Source organism: Acidovorax sp. LjRoot117, assembly GCF_964252695.1.
Lineage (GTDB): Bacteria > Pseudomonadota > Gammaproteobacteria > Burkholderiales > Burkholderiaceae_C > Acidovorax.
The window spans coordinates 216,758-236,200 of record NZ_CAXUPO020000008.1; the positions used below are offsets into that span (position 1 = coordinate 216,758).

17 protein-coding genes, 1 pseudogene and 1 riboswitch are annotated in these 19,443 nt (G+C 69.3%); of the genes and pseudogenes, 6 read left to right on the plus strand and 12 right to left on the minus strand.

Going from position 1 to position 19,443, the window contains the following annotated elements; all coding sequences use genetic code 11:
* Entirely contained in the window at window positions 1-1,242 is a 1,242-nt protein-coding gene (locus tag ACSQ3D_RS19945) for a GGDEF domain-containing protein (protein ID WP_436128040.1), read from the minus strand.
* A 115-nt stretch (window positions 1,243-1,357) separates the two neighbouring features.
* Entirely contained in the window at window positions 1,358-2,188 is an 831-nt protein-coding gene (otnI, locus tag ACSQ3D_RS19950; RefSeq protein WP_436128041.1) for a 2-oxo-tetronate isomerase, read from the minus strand.
* Window positions 2,189-2,345: 157 nt separating this feature from the next.
* On the opposite strand from otnI, the gene ACSQ3D_RS19955 reads away from it, so the two are divergent.
* Together ACSQ3D_RS19955 and ACSQ3D_RS19960 are read left to right on the plus strand one after the other, a co-directional pair.
* The gene (locus ACSQ3D_RS19955) at window positions 2,346-2,843 is read left to right on the plus strand and encodes a MerR family transcriptional regulator (protein ID WP_436128042.1); all 498 of its coding nucleotides are present in this window, start codon (window positions 2,346-2,348) and stop codon (window positions 2,841-2,843) included.
* 101 nt (window positions 2,844-2,944) lie between these two features.
* Window positions 2,945-3,607, plus strand: a complete 663-nt coding sequence (locus tag ACSQ3D_RS19960; RefSeq protein WP_436128054.1) for an NAD(P)H-dependent oxidoreductase — start codon at window positions 2,945-2,947, stop codon at window positions 3,605-3,607.
* Here ACSQ3D_RS19960 and ACSQ3D_RS19965 read toward each other — a convergent pair.
* The 4 genes from ACSQ3D_RS19965 to ACSQ3D_RS19980 all read right to left on the minus strand — a co-directional run bounded on the left by ACSQ3D_RS19965 (window position 3,576) and on the right by ACSQ3D_RS19980 (window position 7,528).
* Window positions 3,576-4,724 carry a glycerophosphodiester phosphodiesterase gene (locus ACSQ3D_RS19965; RefSeq protein ID WP_436128043.1) on the minus strand — a complete coding sequence of 383 codons (1,149 nt, stop codon included), beginning with the start codon at window positions 4,722-4,724 and terminating at the stop codon, window positions 3,576-3,578. The two genes, ACSQ3D_RS19960 and ACSQ3D_RS19965, sit on opposite strands and share 32 nt — an antisense overlap.
* Before the next feature lie 208 nt (window positions 4,725-4,932).
* Window positions 4,933-5,517, minus strand: a complete 585-nt coding sequence (metW, locus tag ACSQ3D_RS19970) for a methionine biosynthesis protein MetW (protein ID WP_396506320.1) — start codon at window positions 5,515-5,517, stop codon at window positions 4,933-4,935.
* Window positions 5,514-6,719, minus strand: a complete 1,206-nt coding sequence (gene metX, locus ACSQ3D_RS19975; RefSeq protein ID WP_396506319.1) for a homoserine O-acetyltransferase MetX — start codon at window positions 6,717-6,719, stop codon at window positions 5,514-5,516. Before metX ends, metW begins: the two co-directional genes overlap by 4 nt.
* A 239-nt stretch (window positions 6,720-6,958) precedes the next feature.
* Window positions 6,959-7,528, minus strand: coding sequence for a TMEM165/GDT1 family protein (locus tag ACSQ3D_RS19980; protein ID WP_056410882.1), 570 nt, complete (start codon window positions 7,526-7,528; stop codon window positions 6,959-6,961).
* A gap of 3 nt (window positions 7,529-7,531) precedes the next feature.
* A riboswitch (yybP-ykoY riboswitch) is annotated at window positions 7,532-7,724 on the minus strand.
* A 326-nt stretch (window positions 7,725-8,050) separates the two neighbouring features.
* Between ACSQ3D_RS19980 and ACSQ3D_RS19985 the strand changes: the two genes are divergently transcribed.
* Window positions 8,051-8,473, plus strand: a complete 423-nt coding sequence (locus ACSQ3D_RS19985; RefSeq protein ID WP_056411609.1) for an RNA recognition motif domain-containing protein — start codon at window positions 8,051-8,053, stop codon at window positions 8,471-8,473.
* 400 nt (window positions 8,474-8,873) lie between these two features.
* A complete protein-coding gene (locus ACSQ3D_RS19990) occupies window positions 8,874-9,416 on the plus strand; it encodes an RNA recognition motif domain-containing protein (protein ID WP_436128044.1) in 543 nt (180 codons plus the stop codon).
* A 256-nt stretch (window positions 9,417-9,672) separates the two neighbouring features.
* On the opposite strand, the gene ACSQ3D_RS19995 is transcribed toward ACSQ3D_RS19990, so the two are convergent.
* From ACSQ3D_RS19995 to ACSQ3D_RS20010, 4 genes are all read right to left on the minus strand, one after another.
* Complete coding sequence (locus tag ACSQ3D_RS19995) at window positions 9,673-10,449, minus strand: SDR family oxidoreductase (protein ID WP_436128045.1); 777 nt, start codon at window positions 10,447-10,449, stop codon at window positions 9,673-9,675.
* A gap of 61 nt (window positions 10,450-10,510) precedes the next feature.
* On the minus strand, window positions 10,511-11,122 hold the full coding sequence (gene lptC / locus ACSQ3D_RS20000; RefSeq protein WP_056411607.1) for an LPS export ABC transporter periplasmic protein LptC: 612 nt from the start codon (window positions 11,120-11,122) through the stop codon (window positions 10,511-10,513).
* 70 nt (window positions 11,123-11,192) lie between these two features.
* Complete coding sequence (locus tag ACSQ3D_RS20005) at window positions 11,193-11,753, minus strand: KdsC family phosphatase (RefSeq protein ID WP_056410875.1); 561 nt, start codon at window positions 11,751-11,753, stop codon at window positions 11,193-11,195.
* Between the two features lie 109 nt (window positions 11,754-11,862).
* Complete coding sequence (locus ACSQ3D_RS20010; RefSeq protein ID WP_436128046.1) at window positions 11,863-12,864, minus strand: KpsF/GutQ family sugar-phosphate isomerase; 1,002 nt, start codon at window positions 12,862-12,864, stop codon at window positions 11,863-11,865.
* A gap of 128 nt (window positions 12,865-12,992) precedes the next feature.
* Here ACSQ3D_RS20010 and ACSQ3D_RS20015 point away from each other — a divergent pair, with 128 nt between their 5' ends.
* Entirely contained in the window at window positions 12,993-14,978 is a 1,986-nt protein-coding gene (locus ACSQ3D_RS20015; protein WP_056410865.1) for a monovalent cation:proton antiporter-2 (CPA2) family protein, read from the plus strand.
* A 218-nt stretch (window positions 14,979-15,196) separates the two neighbouring features.
* Here the strand turns inward: ACSQ3D_RS20015 and ACSQ3D_RS20020 are convergent, their stop codons facing one another.
* Window positions 15,197-18,250, minus strand: coding sequence for an EAL domain-containing protein (locus ACSQ3D_RS20020; protein ID WP_436128047.1), 3,054 nt, complete (start codon window positions 18,248-18,250; stop codon window positions 15,197-15,199).
* A 209-nt stretch (window positions 18,251-18,459) separates the two neighbouring features.
* Between ACSQ3D_RS20020 and ACSQ3D_RS20025 the strand changes: the two genes are divergently transcribed.
* Window positions 18,460-19,014: an adenine phosphoribosyltransferase gene (locus tag ACSQ3D_RS20025; RefSeq protein ID WP_056410858.1), complete on the plus strand. Its 555-nt coding sequence runs from the start codon at window positions 18,460-18,462 to the stop codon at window positions 19,012-19,014.
* A gap of 157 nt (window positions 19,015-19,171) precedes the next feature.
* On the opposite strand, the pseudogene ACSQ3D_RS20030 reads toward ACSQ3D_RS20025, so the two are convergent.
* A pseudogene (locus tag ACSQ3D_RS20030) lies at window positions 19,172-19,443 on the minus strand (hypothetical protein); the annotation flags it as partial.

Consider the following 19,443-nt stretch of genomic DNA (forward strand, 5'->3'; position numbering starts at 1 on the left):
TCAGTACCGCGACGCGGGCTGGGTGTCGGGGCTGCTGCGCGGGCCCGGGTCCGCCGGGCGGCGCAGCGACGTGGCCACCTCGACGCGGTTGCGCCCTTTTTCCTTGGCCTCATAGAGCGCGCGGTCGGCGGCGGCGATCAGCATGTCCCAGCTGTCGCCGGGCTCCAGCCGCCCGCCGAACACGCCGATGCTCACGGTCACGGGGATGCTGACCCCTTCGCTCGCCTCGGTGCCGTCGGCCGCGCGGATGCGGCAGCGCGAGTCCGCCACCTCGCGGCACAGCGCGCGCGCGAGCTGCTCGGCGCCCAGCAGGGTGGTGTCGGGCAGCAGCACCATGAACTCTTCGCCGCCGTAGCGGCCCACCAGGTCCTGCGCGCGCACGCGGGCCCGCAGCACGTTGACCACGTGGCACAGCACTTGGTCGCCGGCCGGGTGGCCGTAGCGGTCGTTCACGCGCTTGAAGTGGTCGATGTCCACCATCATGAGTGCGATGGACTCGCGCGTGCGCACGGCGCGCGAGGCATCGCGGTCGAGCGCGGCGATGAGCGAGCGGCGGTTGGCCACGCCGGTGAGCGGGTCGACCGCGGCCATGATGCGGTTGTTTTCATCGGCGCGGTCGCGCGCCATGAAGACGAAGCCCATGGTGCTGATGAGCACCACTGAAAAGGTGCCCATGAACGTGAGCGTCTGCAGCACGCTGCCCTGCAGGATGCTCATGGCGGTGGAATGGCTGCTGAGCGCCAGCAGCGCGCGGCCGCCGAGCACGGCCGCCTCGATGCCCAGCCCCGCCACCAGCAGCCACTGCCCGCGCCCCACCGTGGCGTGGCGGCGCTCGAGCGCGGAGACCAGCGTCCACACGGCCTGCAGGCCGATCACCAGGCTGACGAAGCTCACGCGCGCCGCGAAGTTGTCGATGAAGACGATGACGACCCCGGCGACCAGCGCAGGCGGCGCCCACAGCAGCATCCAGCGCACCGCCCGCCCCTGGAACTGGTAGATCGCCGCGATCATGCCCACGAACACGCACGACAGGAGGACGTTGCCCACCACCACCGACAGGACGTCGGGCACCACGCCGCGCAGCATGATGAGGCTGTGCCCGATGGCATTGACCAGGAGCGCCCCGGCCCAGCGCGCCAGGCCGTCGCGCCGGCGGCCCCAGCCCACCACGGCCATCGAGGCCGCCATCATGAGGGAGCTGACAATGATCATTGCCAGCATGGTGGGTACGTGGGCAGCCATGGAGCGCTGGAGGCGGTGCTTGTGGTGGGTCGGCCCAGCATAAACCAAGGACCGCGGCGCAGGAAACGGCAAATGTGCAGGCCTGCGGCGCAAGGCGCCCGGCGGTGCGCCGCGCTCAGGTCGCCGCGGCGGCCCGGGCGAGGGCGCGGTTGCGCCAGCCCAGGCCTTCGGTGGTGCCCGCCGCCGGCCGGTATTCGCAGCCCACCCAGCCGTGCCAGCCCAGGGCGTCGATGGTGTCCAGCAGGTAGGGGTAGTGCAGCTCGCCCTGGTCGGGCTCGTGGCGGTGCGGCACGCCCGCGATCTGGATGTGCGCGACGCGGCCGGTGGGCAGGTAGCGGCGCAGCTTGGTGGCCACGTCGCCCTCCACGATCTGGCAGTGGTACAGGTCCATCTGCACCTTGAGGTTGTCGGCCTGCACCGCGTCGAGCAGCTCGTGCGCGTGGTCCTGCCGGTTCAGGAAGTAGCGCGGCACGTCGCGTAGGTTGATGGGCTCGATCAGGATCTCGCGCCCGGAGCGCGCGGCTTCGTCCGCCGCCCAGCGCAGGTTGCCCGCGCAAAGGCCCTTGAGCGATTCGCGCTCCACTCCCGGCGGCACGATGCCCGACAGCACGTGGATGCGCGGGCAGCCGAGCACGTCGGCGTAGCGCAGGGCCTCCTGCACACCGGCGCGGAACTCCGCCTCGCGCCCCGGCAGGGCGGCGGTGCCGCGCGCGCTCTGGTCCCAGGCCGCGGCCATGGCGGCGGGGTCGGCCCCCCCGGCCGGCGCGTTGAACAGCACCAACTGCAAGCCGTTGTCCTGCAGCCGCGTCGCGATGTCGCCCGGGGCCCATGCATACGGAAACTGGAACTCCACCGCACTGAACCCGTCGCGCGCCGCGGCGGCAAAGCGGTCCAGGAAGGGCAGCTCGGTGTACATCAGCGTCAGGTTGGCGGCAAACTGGGGCATGGCAGCGGGGTGCAGTGGCGTTCAGGACCCGGCAGCTTATCGTGCAGCAGGCAGGCTGCCGCGCGGTACACCGGCATGTACAAGCCAAAATGGCCGCTACCGCTTGATGGGCGTGCGCCAGAAGCTCATAAATTGATAGCATTGCTATTTCCACACCATGACCAGTCACCGTGAAGGACCCTCGATGCGCATCGGAGAACTCGCCCAACGCACCGGCACCACACCCAAGGCCGTGCGCCTATACGAGGCACGCGGCCTGATGGGCGCGGTGGCGCGCGCGGGCAGCTACCGCGACTATGGCGAGGCCGATGTGGCGCGGGTGCTGTTGATACGGCAGGCGCAGGCGCTGGGGTTTCGGCTGGCGGAGCTGGGCGGCCTGCCTGCGCTCGATTCCGCCACGGGGTGGAACGCCGTGGGCCAACTCATCGCCGACCGCCGCGCTGCCGTGGCCGCCGAGCGCGCGCGCCTGGCCCTGCTCGATGCCGAACTGGCGCAGCTGGAGCGGGAGCTGCAGCAGTGCGACGCCCAGGCCGTGCCCGCGAGCGCTGCGGCCTGCGCGGTGGAGCCCGCCACGCCACCGCCCCCATCTCCATCGAGGCCCGCCACCAAGTCTGCGCGCACCAACCCGCCACGCGGCTTTGTGGCCAGGGTTTGATCCCGCTGCTTGACTCTGCCCCGCGGGGCAGGGTGACCATGCCGCATCGACAACCAAGAGCCTGAGCAGGCTCTCACGCCGTGCAGGCGAATGGAGGTTTTGTGGCAGAGCAGCAGCGCATTCTCATCATCCTGGGCCACCCGTCGGCCGACAGCCTGTGTGCCGGCATGGCGCACGCGTATGCCGATGGCGCGCGCCAGGCGGGCGCCGACGTGCGGCGTCTCAACCTGGGGCAGCTGGCGTTCGACCCGCTGTTCCAGGGCTACGGCGCGGCCCAGCCGCTGGAGCCCGACCTCGCGGCCGCGCAGGCCGACATCGCCTGGGCGGGGCACCTGGTGTGGGTCTACCCGATCTGGTGGGGCGCCATGCCGGCGCTGCTCAAGGGCTTCATCGACCGGGTGTTCCTGCCCGGGTACGCATTCAAGTACCGCCCCGGTTCGTCGCTGTGGGACAAGCTGCTGGCCGGGCGGTCGGCCGAGCTGCTGGTGACGATGGACTCGCCGCCGTGGTACTTCCGCTGGGTCACGCGCATGCCGGGGCACCACCAGATGAAGAAGGCCATCCTGGAGTTCTGCGGCATCCGGCCAGTGCGCGTGCACAGCTTCGGCCCGGTGCGCAGCGCCAGCACCGGGCGGCTGGCGCAGTGGGTGGAGGCGGCGCGCCAGCTGGGCGCGCGGCAGGCGCGGCGCGCGCCGCGAGGCCGGCGCACCGGGCCCGGCCTCGCGCCCGCCGCTACTTCTTCGCCGACGACGACGACGCCGTGAAGGCCTGCACCGCCGCACGGCCCACGGACGGGTCGTCGGTGAAGAAGCCGTCGATGCCCGCGCGCAGGTAGGCGGAGATCTCGGCCACGCTGTCGCCGCGCTGCGTGCCGTCGGTGGCAGGCGCCTTCTTCAGGCCTGCAGGCAGGAAGGCGTTCTCGGGCCGCAGGGTCCAGATGTGCACGGCCAGGCCGGCGGCGCGGGCACGCTCCACCAGGCCCGTGGGCTCGCCGGGCAGGCCGTCCTTCACCGGCACCACCAGGGTCTTGAACGGGCCGATGGCGTTGGCGTACGCAGCCACCTGCTGCAGGCCGCCCGGCGTGAGCAGGTCGGCATAGCTGCGCGTATTGGCCGCGCCCTGGGCCACGAAGTCGTAGGGCCGGCCCGACGGCGCGACCAGTTGCACCAGGCGCACGGTGCTGAGCTTGCGGATGGCCTGCAGGTTGGCCACTTCGAAGGACTGCACGAACACGGGTGCGTCCTGGTGGTTCCAGCCGTTCTTCTCCAGCACGGCCAGCAGCGGCGCCTCCAGCGGCTGGCCGATGGACTGGAAGTAGGTGGGGTGCTTGGTCTCGGGGTAGATGCCGATGGTCCTGCCCGTCTTGGTGCTCTGGGCCTTGGCCAGGTCGATCACTTCCTGCAGCGTTGGAATCTCGAACTGGCCGTTGTAGGCCACATTGGCCGGGCGCTGCGCCGGGATGCGTTCGCGGGCGCGCAGGGTTTTCAGCTCGGCCAGGGTGAAGTCCTCGGTGAACCAGCCGGTCATGGACTGGCCGTCGATGGTCTTGGTGGCCTTGCGCGCGGCGAACTCGGGGCGGTCCACCACGTCGGTGGTGGCTTCCTTCACCGCGCCGTCGGCGCCCAGGATGGCGATGGCATTCTCGTGCCGCGCCACCAGCACGCCGTCCTTGGTGATCACGAGGTCGGGCTCGATGATGTCAGCGCCGTCGTCGATGGCCTTCTGGTACGCGGCCAGCGTGTGCTCGGGCCGCAGGGCCGAGGCGCCGCGGTGGGCGATGACGGTGGGCGTGGGCGGCCAGGCCTGCTGAGCTGTGGCGCCCAGGGCCCAGGCGGCGAGCAGCGCGGCGGCAGCCACGGTGCGCAGTGCAATGCGGTTCATGCGGGTCTCCTTCAGTCCTTGCAGGAAGAGCGCACCTTAGCCGATGCGGTTGACAGCGGCGTGTCGCCTCGCTTCGCGCCCCTCGGGAGCCGCCATGGCATGGGCCTCTTTGCACTCGCACCCACCGTTCGGGCCGAGCCTGTCGAATCCTTGCGCGGCGCTTCGACGGCGTCAGCGTGAACGGTTCAAGCCGATGGACGCCGCATCGCTACGCATGTTCAAAATGAAAGACCGCCGTGCTGGCGCGCATGTTGGGCAGCCAGCGCACTTCCTGCCCGTCCTGCAGGCCGAAGGACTCCAGGATGCGCAGGCTGTTCTTGGTGGCCAGCACCTCGAAGTCCTTGTACGTGCCCACGCGGATGTTGGGCGTGTCGTACCACTGGTAGGGCAGGCGGCGCGTGACGGGCATGCGCCCGCGCAGGATGGACATGCGGTTGGGCCAGTGCGCAAAGTTGGGAAAGGCCACCACGCCGGTGCGGCCCACGCGCGCCGTTTCGCGCAGCATGACCTCGGCATTGCGCAGGTGCTGCAGCGTGTCGATCTGCAGCACCACGTCGAAGCTGTTGTCGCCGAACATGGCCAGCCCTTCGTCCAGGTTGAGCTGGATCACGTCCACCCCGCGCTGCACGCAGGCCAGTACGTTGGCATCGGCGATCTCTACGCCGTAGCCGCTGCAGCCGCGTTCGCGCTGCAGGTAGTCGAGCATGGCGCCGTTGCCGCAGCCCAGGTCGAGCACCCGGCTGCCCTGGGGCACCAGGCGCGCCAGCGCCTCCATGGCGGCTTTGTCGGTCATGGCTGCACCTCCTTGGCAATGCTATCGAAGTAAGAGCGCATCACGCCCATGTAGCGGGCGTCATCGAGCAGGAAGGCATCGTGGCCGTGGGGTGCGTCGATCTCGGCGTAGCTCACGCTGCGGCGGTTGTCGAGCAGGGCCTTGACGATCTCTCGGCTGCGCTGGGGCGAGAAGCGCCAGTCGGTGGTGAAGCTCACCAGCAGGAACCGCGCCGTGGCCCGCGCGAGGGCCCTCGTGAGGTTGCCGGCGTGCGCGCGGGCGGGGTCGAAGTAGTCGAGCGCGCGGGTGATCAGCAGGTAGGTATTGGCGTCGAAGTAGTCGCTGAACTTGTCGCCCTGGTAGCGCAGGTAGCTCTCGATCTGGAATTCGATGTCCTGGGTGCTGTACAGATAGTCGCGGAGATCCGGCGCTGGGCCGCCCCGAGCCGGACCAGCCCCCTCGGGGGGCAGCGAACCACGCGAAGCGGGGAGCGTGGGCGCACGCAAGCTGCGGCCGAACTTCTCGTTCATCACATCGTCGCTGAGGTACGTGATGTGGCCGATCATGCGGGCGATGCGCAGGCCGCGCTTGGGGATCACGCCGTGGCGGTAGAAGTGCCCGCCGTGGAAGTCCGGGTCGGTCACGATGGCGCGGCGGGCGACCTCGTTGAAGGCGATGTTCTCGGCCGTGAGGTTGGGCGCGCTGGCCACCACCACGGCGTGGCGCATGCGCTCGGGATACTGCAGCGTCCAGCTCAGGGCCTGCATGCCGCCCAGGCTGCCGCCCAGCACGGCGGCCAGTTGCCGTATGCCCAGGCGGTCGAGCAGGCGGGCCTGGGCGTTGACCCAGTCCTCCACCGTGACCACCGGGAAGTCCGCGCCGTAGACCTCGCCCGTGTCGGGGTGCGTGTGCATGGGGCCGGTGGAGCCGAAGCACGAGCCCAGGTTGTTCACGCCGATCACGAAGAAGCGGTCGGTGTCCACCGGCTTGCCCGGGCCGATCATGTTGTCCCACCAGCCTTCGCTCTTGTCCTGCCCGGCGTAGACGCCCGCCACGTGGTGCGAGGCGTTGAGCGCGTGGCACACGAGCACGGCGTTGGAGCGGTCGGCATTGAGCGTGCCGTAGGTCTCGAAGGCCAGGTCGAAGGCGCGGATGGTCGCGCCGCTTTGCAGCGGCAGCACCTCCGCAAAGTGCATGGTCTGGGGTGTGGCGATGAACGACATAGTTGGAACTGGTGAGCCCTCACGTTCCACCGCTTGCATTCGCCGAATGCTCCCTGCAGGAGCCGCTTTGGCCGGGGCTGGCTGGCAGCCCGCGGCAAAAAAATACCCGGCGTCGCTAAAAACGAGGCCGGGCAGGTACGTCGGACGGGTCTTTAGCAGAATTTATAGAGCGCCCGCAAGCTGTGGCAAATCGGCGCTGGCGGTAAATATACCAAAGCGCCTGCCACTTCGTCCATCCATCAGGTGCCGGCAGGCATGAAGATGGCCAGGCACCCCAGCACCAGGAAGATCACGGCCGACACGATGTGCACCGCGCGGATCGGCACCCGGCGCGTGATGCGCTCGCCCAGCCACACCACCGGTGCGTTGGCGATCATCATGCCGAGCGTGGTGCCGGCCACCACCCACACGTAGGCGTTGTACTGCGCGGCCAGCATGACGGTGGCGATCTGCGTCTTGTCGCCCATCTCGGCCAGGAAGAACGCGATCAGCGTGGTGCCGAACACGCCCCAGCGCGGCGAGCCGTCGGCCTCGCCTTCGTCGAGCTTGTCGGGGATCAGCATCCAGATGGCCATCGCGATGAAGGATGCCGCGAGGATCCAGCGCAGCACCTGCGGGCCCACGAAGGTGGTCACCCACGAGCCGACGGCGCCGGCCAGGCCGTGGTTGACCAGGGTGGCCACCAGGATGCCCAGGACGATGGGCCAGGGTTTGCGAAAGCGGGCGGCGAGAACGAGCGCCAGGAGCTGCGTCTTGTCGCCCATTTCGGCGAGCGCGACGATGGCGGTGGAGATGAAGAACGGTTCCATGTGGGGGTCTATCCGGCCGGATAGTTATAGACAACGCATTGACTGCACCCCGACTCCGGCCATTGGATCGGCATGCAGTCAATGGTCTCGCCCAGCTCAAGAACCGCATGCGCCATAGGCCCACAGGACCCAAGTTTGTTGACGCATGCCCCCGGCGCGTTGCGCACCGGGCGGGCTACTCCCCAAAGACCGGCGGATTTTAGCAGACCGGCGTGGCGCTGTGGTCCGGCAGCGCCTCGGCGGCGCCCGCGGGCGGGAGGCCGGGTTCCGTTTTTTGCGGGTTTCCCCGCAGATTCTGCAAAGAAAGGCCCCAATCCCTTCAACTTTCTGCGGATTCGGTCGCCCGATGACCAAATAAACCCCCACGGGGTCCATAAAGTGATTGATAATGAATCCGCTCTTCTGCTCGCAGGGGGCAAATAGCTTAGCGGTGTATGGTCAGTTTCGCGTCTCTGAAGTCGTCACAGGTTTGTTGATTGCGTCGGACTCCATCGCGTTTTTGTGTTTTTTGAGGAGTCCTTCATGGGCAACAAACTTTACGTGGGCAACCTGCCCTATTCGTTCCGCGACCAAGATCTGGAACAGACTTTCGGCCAATTCGGCTCCGTTGGCAGCGCCAAGGTCATGATGGAACGTGACACCGGCCGTTCCAAGGGCTTCGGCTTTGTGGAAATGGGCAGCGATGCCGAAGCACAAGCCGCCATCCAAGGCGTGCATGGCCAAAACTTCGGCGGCCGTGACCTCGTGGTCAACGAAGCCCGTCCTATGGAGCCACGCGCTCCACGTAGCGGCGGCTTCGGCGGCGGCAACGGTGGTGGCGGTTACGGCGGTGGTGGCGGCGGCGGTTACGGCGGTGGCCGTAGCGGCGGCGGCGGTGGTGGTGGTTACGGCGGTGGCCGTGAAGGTGGTGGCGGTGGCTACGGCGGTGGCCGCGGCAGCTACTGAAAGACCTGATCAGCAGACCCTTCGCGGTGTCTGCTGAAGGCAAGACAAAGGAGCCCTCGGGCTCCTTTTTTCATGTCCGGACGATCGCCATGCCACTGGCGGCGTCCATCGCTGCAGCGCAAAAACCCGCCTGGCGCAGCCGCCCCGCACGGCCGCCGGCAAGGTGCGGCAAGGCCAAGGAGCCAGGGCCATTTCATGGATGCGCAGCAAAGTCACCACAGCATGCGATAGCGCTTGCATTTTCAGCCAAAGTGTGGAGCATAGTGTGCTGGCGGGATTTTCCCCCGTCGTCCAAGTCTGCGGTGTCCGTCAGTTTCGCGCTAAGAATGTCATTGAGATCAGCTGGCTGCGTTTTCGGGACTCCCTTCGCTTTATCCATGTGTTTTTGAGGAGTCCCTCGATGGGCAACAAACTGTATGTCGGCAACCTGCCGTACTCGGTGCGCGACAGTGATCTGGAACAGGCCTTTGGCCAATTTGGCGCCGTGACCAGCGCCAAGGTCATGATGGAGCGCGACACGGGACGCTCCAAGGGCTTTGGATTCGTGGAGATGGGCAGCGACGCAGAAGCCCAGTCCGCCATCAACGGCATGAACGGCCAGCCCCTGGGTGGCCGCTCCATCGTGGTCAACGAAGCCCGTCCCATGGAAGCCCGCCCACCCCGCAGCGGTGGATTCGGCGGCGGTGGTGGTGGTGGCGGCTTTGGCGGCGGTGGCCGCAGTGGTGGCGGCGGCGGCTACGGCGGTGGCCGTGAAGGCGGCGGCGGTGGCTACGGTGGTGGTGGTGGCGGCCGTGACGGCGGCGGCGGATATGGCGGCGGCGGTGGTGGCCGTGGCGAAGGCGGCTTTCGCAGCCCCTACGGCTCGGGCTCCCGCAATGGCGGCGGCGGTGGCCGCAATGGTGGCGGCGGCGGTTACGGCGGCGGCGGCAACAGCGGCTACTGAACCTCGCCGGTACTGCATTCTTGAGAAAAGCTCCTTCGGGAGCTTTTTTCATGTCAGGGCCGCTGCAGAGTGAAAAGCGCTCCGTTGGGCATCAGCGGCCATCTTTCATGCCACGGCGTGACGAGTTCGAATTCCGTGGTCCCGTCGTCGCAAGGCGGCACGAGACGGCCACTGCGCCTGCGCAAAGGCCGGCCCGCTACGCCGGGAGCGTTCCCCTGCGGGAAAAGGCGCAAAGCGCCACAGACAGGGAGGGCTGCTATTCGTCGATTCGGCGCTTGCGCGGGCGGCCTGCCAGCAGCTTGTCGAACACCGCATTGGGCAGCAGGCGCAGCAGCTTGGCGACCACACCCATCTGCCAGGGAATGACGCGGTAGCTCACCCCGGCAGCAATGGTGCGGTACGCGCGGTCGGCAAAGTCGCCGGGCTGCATGAGGAACGGCATTCCGTAGCGGTTTTGCTGCGTGAGCGGGGTGTCGATGTAGCCGGGCGAGATGGTGACCACGCGCACGCCGTGCGGGCGCATCTCGCCGCGCAGGCTTTCGCAGTAGCTGATGACGGCCGCCTTGCTGGCGCAGTAGGCGCCGTGCCCGGGCAGCCCGCGGATGCCCGCCACGCTGCCGATGCCCACCAGGGTGCCGCTGCCGCGTTGCACCATGGCGTCCACGAACGGGTGGAAGGTGGCGGCCAGGCCCAGGTTGTTGGTGGCGAAGGTGCGGGCCATCACGTCCAGGTCGTTCCGCACGGCGGTGTCCATGCCCACGCTGATGCCGGCATTGGCGATGACCACGTCGGGCACGCCCTGGCGCTGCAAGCAGTCCCGGCCCGCGGCGACGATGCTGTCGGTCACCGCGACGTCTGCGCTATATATTTCATAGCTGTCGGCGCTGATCCCCTGCGCGGCAGCCCAGGTCTTGACCTCGGAAGTGCGGCGCGCGGCCAGGGCCAGCCGGTAGCCGGCCTGGTGAAAGCGCAGGGCCAGCGCCTGGCCGATGCCGCTGGAAGCGCCGGTGATGAAGACGAGAGGGGTGGTCATACGGGCTCCGGCGGGAGGGGACAGGCGGGGGTTGGAGCGGCAGGCAGCGCAGGGCTGGCGGCTACTTGGCGGCACCGGGCTGCAGCACGCCGCGCACACGGCCGCGCATCTGCATCACCTGGTCCAGGTTGTCGTAGTCCATGCCGTCGGCGGTGAACCGGTCGTTGCCCCGGGTGAGGACGACGGGCTTGTCCGAGCGCACCCGCTCAGTGTTGGTGTAAGCGTGCAGGAACTCGCTGCGGAACTCCAGGCGGGGCTCGGCCGGTTTGCCCGGCTTGGCGGGCAGCGGCTCGCGGGTGACGATGGCATTGCCAAAGAGCTGCACCTCGGAGCCGTCGGCGTTGGACAGCGCGCGGTCGGCCGTGGCCACGGTGATGCGGCCGTCGAGCGCGACCGAGCGCATGCGCACCTTGTCGATCTCCAGCGTGTCGGTGTCGGGGTAGTGGCGGCCCACCTCGCCCTGCACCTCGCTTTGCAGGCGGCCGGTGGCGTCGAAACTTTTGACTGAAAAGCCCTTCATGAAATAGTCCGGCTGGTGCCCCTGCGTGCGCGCGACGGCGGGCAGCACCGGGGCGGGCGCGTTGCGCACCAGCCACCAGGTGCCCAGGGCCAGCAGGCCCATGAGCACCACGGGCAAATACAGCGAGAACTGGTCCCAGCCCTGGCGCACCATGCGGTTCACAGGCAGCCCTCCGCACCGGCAGGCCGGCGGCGGTGCAGCCACGCGTTCATGGGTGCCTTGCTCATGCGGTGTATTCCGCCAGCAGTGCCGCGTAGCGACCCGACGCCACCAACAGCAGGTCGCACAGCTCGCGCGCCGCGCCGTCGCCGCCACGCGCCTGGGTGACGAAGTGCGCGGCATGGCGCACCTCGGCCTGGGCATTGGCGGGTGCACACGCGAACGCGCTGCGCCGCATCACCGGCAGGTCCGGCCAGTCGTCGCCCATGGCCGCGGCCTGGGCCCAGGCCAGCCCCAGCCGCGCCAGGATGTCCTCGGCCGCGGGGCGCTTGTCCTCGGTGCCGAACACCGCGTGCTCCACGCCCAGCGCCTTCAGGCGCACGCGCAGCGGCGCCGAGTCGCGCCCCGTGATCACGGCGGGGGTGATGCCCGCCTTCTGCAACAGCTTGAGCCCATGCCCGTCCAGCGTGTTGAAGCGCTTGATCGTCTCGCCCGCCTCGCTGAAGTACAGGCTGCCATCGGTCAGCACGCCGTCGACGTCGAAGAACGCCACGCGCACATCCTGGGCACGCAGCAGCAGCTCGGGCGGAAATTGCAGCACAGGAAAGGTCACGTCAGAGGTCATCACACAGCGTTTGAACAGGCACGGCGCACACCAGCGCACCCGTGGAACCGGCTTAGCCGGGCCACCGGGTGCGTCCCCCTTGGGGTAAGGCGCGAAGCGACACAGGGGGTCATATGACTTTCGCGCGCATCAGGTCACCAATGTGCACCACCCCCACCAGCAGGCCGGCGGCATCCACCACCAGCACGCTCGTGATGGCGTGCGCTTCCATCAGCTCGGCCGCGTCCACGGCCAGCGCGTCGGGTGCGATGCGGCGCGGCCCGGCGTGCATCACCTGCGCGGCGGTGGCGGTGCGCAGGTCGGCCCCGGCTTCGATGCGGCGGCGCAGGTCGCCGTCGGTGAAGATGCCCAGCACCTGGCCCGCCGGGTCGACGATGGCCGAGGCGCCCAGCCCCTTGGCGCTCATCTCGCGCATGAGGTCGCTGAACGAGGCCTCGGGCGCGACGCGCGGGATCTCGCTGCCGGTGCGCATCACATCGCTCGCATGGGTGAGCAGCTTGCGGCCCAGCGCGCCACCGGGGTGCGAGCGGGCGAAGTCTTCGGGGCGAAAGCCCCGGGCGTCCAGCAGGGCCACGGCCAGCGCGTCGCCCATGGCCAGCTGGGCCGTGGTGCTGGCGGTGGGCGCCAGGTTCAGGGGGCAGGCTTCGCGCTCCACGCTGGTGTCCAGCACCAGCTCGGCGTGGCGCGCCAGGGTGGACTCCAGACCGCCGGTCATGGCGATCAGCGGTGCGCCCAGGCGGCGCAGCACGGGCAGGATGGCGGTGAGCTCGCCGCTCTCGCCGCTGTTGGAGATGGCCAGCACCAGGTCGTCGCCGGTGACCATGCCCAGGTCGCCATGGCTGGCTTCGGCGGGGTGCACGAAGAACGCCGGCGTGCCGGTGGAGGCGAGGGTGGCGGCGATCTTGCGGCCCACGTGGCCGCTCTTGCCCATGCCCATGACCACCACGCGGCCCCGCGTCTGCAGGGCCATCGACACGGCCTGCGCAAACACGCCGTCGACGCGCGCCGACAGGCCGTGCAGGGCGGCGGCCTCGATGTCGAAGGTCTCGCGGGCCAGGCGCAGGGCCTGTTCGGCATCGAAAGGGGGCAGCGCGGCAGGGGCGGGAGTCATCCGGCGATTCTATCGAGCGGGGCATGCCCGCCCGCGGCGACAGCATTTTGTCCTTCGGTGGCACGGCGCATGCATGCAGGGCCGAAAAAACTGTAACCACGCCCCACGCCTCGGATAGCATCGAAACCATGTCTTCGCTCGCCCTCACCCTGCTGTATTTGCTGGCCGCCGTGCTGGGGGTGGTGACCTGCCGCAGCCTCAAGCTGCCGCCCATGCTGGGCTATCTGGCGGCGGGCGTGCTGATCGGGCCGCACGCATTGGCGCTGGCGCAGAACTCCGAAGGCGTGCGCCACCTGGGCGAGTTCGGCGTGGTGTTCCTGATGTTCGCCATCGGCCTGGAGTTCAGCCTGCCCAAGCTGCGGGCCATGCGCCGGCAGGTGTTTGGCCTGGGGCTGATGCAGGTGGTGCTGACCATGGCCATCGTGGCCGGCGCAGCACTGCTGCTGTCGCGCTTCGTGGGCGGCGTGTGGGACATGGGCTGGCAGACGGCGCTGGCGCTGTCGGGCGTGATCGCCATGAGCAGCACGGCCATCGTGGTCAAGCTGATGGCCGAGCGCGCGGAGCTGGAGAGCGAGCACGGCCGCCGCGTGATGGGCATCCTGCTGTTCCAGGACCTGGCCGTGGTGCCGCTGCTGGTGCTGATCCCGGCGCTGAGTTCGTCGCCCGAGCAGTTGCTTCCCGCGCTGGGCTGGGCGCTGATCAAGGCCACGGTGCTGGTGGGCCTGCTGCTCACCGGCGGGCAGCGGGTGATGCGCTGGTGGCTCACGCTGGTGGCGCGGCGCAAGAGCGACGAACTGTTCATGCTCAACCTGCTGCTGATCACGCTGGGACTGGCCTGGCTGACGGAGGTAGCGGGGCTGAGCCTGGCCCTGGGGGCGTTCATCGCGGGGGTGCTGGTGTCCGAGACGGAGTACAAGCACCAGGTGGGCACGGACATCCGGCCCTTCCACGACGTGCTGCTGGGCCTCTTTTTCATCACGATCGGCATGATGCTGGACTGGCACATCCTGGTGGACCGCTGGGCCATGGTGCTGGGACTGCTGGCCGTGCCACTGGTGCTCAAGCTGGTGATCATCCTGGTGCTGGCGCGCGGCATGGGGGCCACCACCGGCATCTCGCTGCGCACGGGGCTGTACCTGGCGCAGGCGGGCGAGTTCGGCTTCGTGCTGCTGTCGCTCACGCAGGCCAACGGCCTGGTGCAGCCGGCGCTGATGAACCCCATCCTCGCGGCCATGGTGCTGTCGATGCTGGCCACGCCGTTCCTCATCATGTACAGCAACCGCATCGTGATGAAGCTGGTGGCCAGCGACTGGCTGCAGCAGTCGCTGCAGATGACGAGCATCGCGCGCAAGTCGATCAACACCAGCAAGCACGTGATCATCTGCGGCTACGGCCGCTGCGGCCAGAACCTGGCGCGCATGCTGGAGCACGAAGGCATCCCGTACATGGCGCTCGACCTGGACCCGGACCGCGTGCGCCAGGCCGCCGCGGCCGGCGACTCGGTGGTGTACGGCGACGCCACCCGGCTGCAGGCGCTGATGGCCGCGGGCCTGGTGCGCGCCAGCGCCGTCGCCATCACCTACATCGACGTACCCGCCGCCCTGAAGGTGCTGGCCAATGCCCGGTCCCACGCGCCGCAGGTGCCGGTGGTGGTGCGCACGCAGGACGACGCCCACCTGGACAAGCTGCAGGCCGCCGGCGCCACCGAGGTGGTGCCCGAGGCCATCGAGGGCTCGCTGATGCTGGCCAGCCATGCGCTGGCGCTGGTGGGCGTGCCCATGCGCCGCGTGCTGCGCCTGGTGCAGGACCAGCGCGACGCGCGCTACAACCTGCTGCGCGGCTACTTCCACGGCGCCGACGACGACACCGCCAACGAGCGCGACCAGGAGCGCCTGTCCACCATCAACCTGCCGCCGGGCTCCACCGCGCTGGGCCAGAGCCTGGGGCAGCTGGCGCTGTCGGCCATGGGCGTGCGGGTGGTGAACCTGCGGCGCAGCAGCGGCCACATGAGCTCGGCGGTGGACGACGCGCTGCTGGCGGTGGGCGACACGCTGGTGCTCTCGGGCCACCCGGCGGCGCTGTCGCTGGCCGAGGAAAAGCTGCTCAAGGGATAAGCAAGACGTGCATCCCCCTGAGACGCTTCGCGCCTTCCCCCTTCTCTCGAACGGCTGCGCCATTGGGGGAGGGGGACACCGCCAGCGCGGCGGGGCGGCCCTTGCGCGGCGGTCGCTGGCCGGGGGCGTGCCCGTTTTGCCCGCTGTGGCGAATTGATGGCAAAAACAGCCTCTGGCGATTGTGTATCAAGCGCCAAAAGCTATCTTTTGTATAGCATTCACAACAATTCTGCAGGTCCGGGCCGACCAAAGAAGTAGCCCTGGAAGCGCTGGCAGCCGTTGCGCAGCAGGAAGGCGTGCTGGCCTTCGGTTTCCACGCCTTCGGCCACCACGTCCAGGCCCAGGCTGTGGGCCAGGGTGATGATGGTGCAGGCGATGGTGGCGTCGTTGGGGTCGGTGAGCACATCGCGCACGAAGCTCTGGTCGATCTTGAGCTGGTCGAGCGGCAGGCGCTTGAGGTAGGACAGCGACGAGTAGCCGGTGCCGAAGTCGTCCAGCGAGAACCCCACGCCCAGCGTGCGCAGCGCCTGCATCTTGCGGATGCTGTCTTCCACGTCCTGCAGCAGCAGGCTCTCGGTCAGCTCCAGCTTGAGCCGGCGCGGGTCGGCGCCCGAGCTCTCCAGCACGGCCAGCACCTCCTGCACGAAGTCGGCCTGGCGGAACTCGTGCGCGCTCACGTTGACGGCCACGCTCCAGTGGGCCTTGTGCGGCGTGTGGGACCACCGGGCCAGCTGCGCACAGGCCATGCCCAGCACCTGGCGCCCCAGGGGCAGGATCAGGCCGGTCTGCTCGGCCAGCGAGATGAACTCGCCCGGCGGCACCATGCCGCGCTGCGGGTGGTTCCAGCGCACCAGGGCCTCGGCGCCCAGCACCTGGCCGGACTCGTTCACCACGGGCTGGTAGTGCAGCACGAACTCGCTGCGCAGGATGCCCTGTCGGATGTCGCCCTCCAGCGCCGACCGCGCCGACGCCGCGGCCTGCATGGCGGGGTCGAAGAAGCACATCGTGTTGCGGCCCTGGGCCTTGGCCTGGTACATGGCCAGGTCGGCGCGCTTGAGCAGTTCCTGCACCGGCAGCTCCACGTCGCGGAACAGCGCGATGCCGATGCTGGGCGTGCTGTGCACCTCGCTGCCCTGCACCAGGTAGGGCTGGTTGAGCGAGGCCAGCACCTTCTGCGCCACGGCCTCGGCTTCGGCGGCGGCTTCGTCCGCGTGGGCGTGCAGGCCCTGGATCACCACCACGAATTCGTCGCCGCCCAGCCGGGCCACGGTGTCGGTGGCACGCACGCAGGCACTGACGCGGTGGCCCACCTGCACCAGCAGCCGGTCGCCCCACTCGTGGCCCATGGTGTCGTTCACGGCCTTGAAGTTGTCGAGGTCCAGGAACAGCAGCGCGCCGTGGCAGCCCTCGCGCGCGCAGGCCGTGACGGCACGCTCGAGGCGGTCCATCAGCAGGCGCCGGTTGGGCAGGGCGGTGAGTTCGTCGTAGAAGGCCAGGCGCTGGATCTCGGCCTCGGCCAGCTTGCGCTCGGTGATGTCGCGCGCCACGCCCCGGTAGCCGGTGAACTGGCCTTCGGCGTCGAAGATGGGCTCGCCGCTGATCGACACCCACACCGGCTTGCCGTCCTCGGTCATGCGCTGCATCTCGAAGTCGTGGAACACCTGGCGGGCTTCGAGCTTCTCGCGGTGCTCGCGCCACTGCCCGTCGGTCACGAAGGTGTCGGGCAGCTCCCAGCGGGTGCGGCCGTAGTGCATCTCGTCGGGCACACCCGCCTCGCGGTAGGGGTTGCCATCCAGCCGCACGAAGCGGAACTGCGCGTCCTGCTCCCAGTACCAGTCCGACGACAGCTGCGTGAGGCTGCGCCAGCGCGCCTCGCTCAGGCGCAGGGCCTCCAGCGTGCTCAGGTAGTCGGTGACATCGGTGAAGGTGCGCACCCGCCCGCCTTGCTCCAGGCTGCGCGTGCGCACCTCGATGTAGCGGCCGGTGTGCGTGCGCCGCACGTAGGCGGCCGGCATCTGCACGTTGCCGTCGGGTGTGTCGGCCTGCGACGACACATAGCTACGCGCCATGGGCTCGATGTACTGAAAGCCCGGCCCGAAGTCGCCGCGCTCGGTCTGAAAGCGCACCACTTCCTCGAAGCGCGGCTGCGTGGCCAGCAGCGCTTCGGGCAGGTCCAGCAGCTCCAGGTAGCGGCGGTTGTAGACGCGGATGCGCCCCTCGGCGTCCACGTTGGTGATGCCCTGCGACACGCTGGCCAGCGTGGCCTCCAGCGCACGCGTCTTGTCAGCGAGCAGGCCGCTGGTGCGCTCGAGCTCGGCCTCGACCTCGCGGCGCGCGAGTTCGGCGCGGCGGGCCATCTCCAGCTGGCCGATGGTGTTGAGCAGGGGCTGCAGGAACTCCACGTCGGCGGCGGTGTAGCCCTCGCTGCGGTTCGCCAGGCCCACCAGCGCCACCAGCTCGCCCGCGGCATGGATGGGCAGGCCGAGGTAGGTGGTCAGGGGCGGATGGCCCGGGGGCGTGCCCGCGCTGCGCGGGTCCTGGCGCGCATCGTTGGTGAGCACGGGCTCGCCCGACACCAGCGCCGCGCCCAGCAGGGACTGCAGGTTGTCGAACACCATGCCTTCGTCGGCGTGCTGGGCGTAGCGGGCCCGGGAGGCCTCGTCCCAGCTGATGTCCGTCATCGCATGCACGCGCAGCAGCGGGTGGCCGTCCTCCGCACGCACCACCTGGCCCACCAGGCCGAAGGCGCTGTGCGTGAGCGACATCAGCTCCTGCAGCAGCGCCTCGAACGCGGCCCGCGGCCCGGAGCTGGCGATGAACATGGCCTGCGCGCGCGAGATGGCCTGCAGCAGGCGGTGCTGGCGGGCCAGCATGGCCTCGGCCACCTGGCGCGCCCGCGCGCTGGAGTGGCGCTCGAGCACGGTGTCGATCTGCGCGGGCAGTTCCAGCAGGTAATCAAGCGCAGGGTCCTGCACCGCGAAGTCCTCGAACCCGTAGCGCATGGCCTGCGCCGCATGGGTTTCGGCGCCGGCGCGCACGAGGATCATGGCGGGCACGCCGCCGAGCAACTGCAGCAGGTCGAAGGCCGAGCCACCCACCGTGCGCTGGGCGGCCAGCACGATGTCGGGCCGCTGGTGCTGCAGGTACGCGCCGGCCTGGGCCTGCGAGCCCACCACGTCCACGCGCCAGCCCGACCACGGGTCCGCCAAGGCATCCGCCACCGCCTGGGCATGGGCGGGGTCGTTTTCGATCAGCAGGACGGTGATGGGCATGTGCCGATCTTCAGTGCAGGGGTGCGCGGCGACAGGTGCGGGCGGGAGTATGTAACAACACAGAAACATTATGGCGGTTGACAGCCCCGCGCGGCACCTGTCTGGCCCACCGTTGTCCGGTGTTTACACTCGTGCCCTCCCGCGCGCCCCGCGCGCAGCCCCGTGGCGCCGCACCGCCCCTCTCTCCAACAAGCCCACACCGCCCGCTCATGCAGCCACTCAGCGTCAACGACTTTCTTCGCCAGCACATCCGCACCGTGCCCGACTGGCCCGCGGCGGGCGTGCAGTTTCGCGACATCACGCCGCTGCTGCAGGACCCGAAGGTGTTCCGCGTGCTCATCGATGCGTTCGTGCACCGCTACATGGACAAGGCGCTGCGTCCCGACGTGGTGGCCGGGCTGGATGCGCGCGGCTTCATCCTGGGCGCCGTGGTGGCGTACGAGCTGAACGTGGGCTTCGTGCCCATCCGCAAAAAGGGCAAGCTGCCCTTCACCACGGTGGAAGAAACCTACGAGCTGGAGTACGGCAGCGCCACGGTGGAGCTGCACACCGACGCCGTGAAGGCGGGCGACCGCGTGTTGCTGATCGACGACCTCATCGCCACCGGCGGCACGATGATGGCCGGCAAGAAGCTCCTGGAAAAGCTGGGCGCCACCGTCACCGAAGGCGCCGCCATCGTGGACCTGCCCGAGCTGGGCGGCTCGCAGCGCCTGCGCGACGGCGGCCTGCCGCTGTACACCCTGGTCGACTTCGCCGGGCACTGAGGCCACGCCACGGCGCAGGCAGCGGCAGCAGGGCGGGACACCGGCCCCACCCGTCGCTTCGGGCGCGCCAAAAGGAAAGCCCTCCAGGCGGAGGGCTTGCATCCATCAGCGGCGGGGCGGGCACTCACGCCCGCCGCCACCGATCCGGTCCATGCAATCAGTTCAGCTCGCCATACTGGGTGCTGCTGAGGTCGGGGGACGGACCGTCCGAGCCAGGCATCTCGGTGTCTTCGAAACCTGTGGAGTGCGACGACGGCGGCAGCAGCGGACCGGAGCGCACCGGCACACCCGGCCGGGCGGCAGCGGCGGCTGCGGGCGCCGCGGCGCTGGCACCTGCGGCATTGGCCAGCGCCCGCTTGAAGGCGGCCACCTCGTCGGCCTCGATGGGCTCGTAGCGCGGCGACGGGCGCGTGGCTGGCGCGGGGGCCG

What these genes read in the sequence shown, in the direction of transcription:
- ACSQ3D_RS20015 (WP_056410865.1), top strand. Translation starts at nt 12,993, where the DNA reads ATGTCTTCGCTCGCCCTCACCCTGCTGTATTTGCTGGCCGCCGTGCTG.
- ACSQ3D_RS19990 (WP_436128044.1), top strand. Translation starts at nt 8,874, where the DNA reads ATGGGCAACAAACTGTATGTCGGCAACCTGCCGTACTCGGTGCGCGAC.
- metW (WP_396506320.1), bottom strand. Translation starts at nt 5,517, where the DNA reads ATGACCGACAAAGCCGCCATGGAGGCGCTGGCGCGCCTGGTGCCCCAG.
- ACSQ3D_RS20010 (WP_436128046.1), bottom strand. Translation starts at nt 12,864, where the DNA reads ATGACTCCCGCCCCTGCCGCGCTGCCCCCTTTCGATGCCGAACAGGCC.
- ACSQ3D_RS20005 (WP_056410875.1), bottom strand. Translation starts at nt 11,753, where the DNA reads ATGACCTCTGACGTGACCTTTCCTGTGCTGCAATTTCCGCCCGAGCTG.
- ACSQ3D_RS19955 (WP_436128042.1), top strand. Translation starts at nt 2,346, where the DNA reads ATGACCAGTCACCGTGAAGGACCCTCGATGCGCATCGGAGAACTCGCC.
- ACSQ3D_RS20020 (WP_436128047.1), bottom strand. Translation starts at nt 18,250, where the DNA reads ATGCCCATCACCGTCCTGCTGATCGAAAACGACCCCGCCCATGCCCAG.
- otnI (WP_436128041.1), bottom strand. Translation starts at nt 2,188, where the DNA reads ATGCCCCAGTTTGCCGCCAACCTGACGCTGATGTACACCGAGCTGCCC.
- lptC (WP_056411607.1), bottom strand. Translation starts at nt 11,122, where the DNA reads ATGGTGCGCCAGGGCTGGGACCAGTTCTCGCTGTATTTGCCCGTGGTG.
- ACSQ3D_RS19980 (WP_056410882.1), bottom strand. Translation starts at nt 7,528, where the DNA reads ATGGAACCGTTCTTCATCTCCACCGCCATCGTCGCGCTCGCCGAAATG.
- metX (WP_396506319.1), bottom strand. Translation starts at nt 6,719, where the DNA reads ATGTCGTTCATCGCCACACCCCAGACCATGCACTTTGCGGAGGTGCTG.
- ACSQ3D_RS19965 (WP_436128043.1), bottom strand. Translation starts at nt 4,724, where the DNA reads ATGAACCGCATTGCACTGCGCACCGTGGCTGCCGCCGCGCTGCTCGCC.
- ACSQ3D_RS19995 (WP_436128045.1), bottom strand. Translation starts at nt 10,449, where the DNA reads ATGACCACCCCTCTCGTCTTCATCACCGGCGCTTCCAGCGGCATCGGC.
- ACSQ3D_RS20025 (WP_056410858.1), top strand. Translation starts at nt 18,460, where the DNA reads ATGCAGCCACTCAGCGTCAACGACTTTCTTCGCCAGCACATCCGCACC.
- ACSQ3D_RS19985 (WP_056411609.1), top strand. Translation starts at nt 8,051, where the DNA reads ATGGGCAACAAACTTTACGTGGGCAACCTGCCCTATTCGTTCCGCGAC.
- ACSQ3D_RS19945 (WP_436128040.1), bottom strand. Translation starts at nt 1,242, where the DNA reads ATGGCTGCCCACGTACCCACCATGCTGGCAATGATCATTGTCAGCTCC.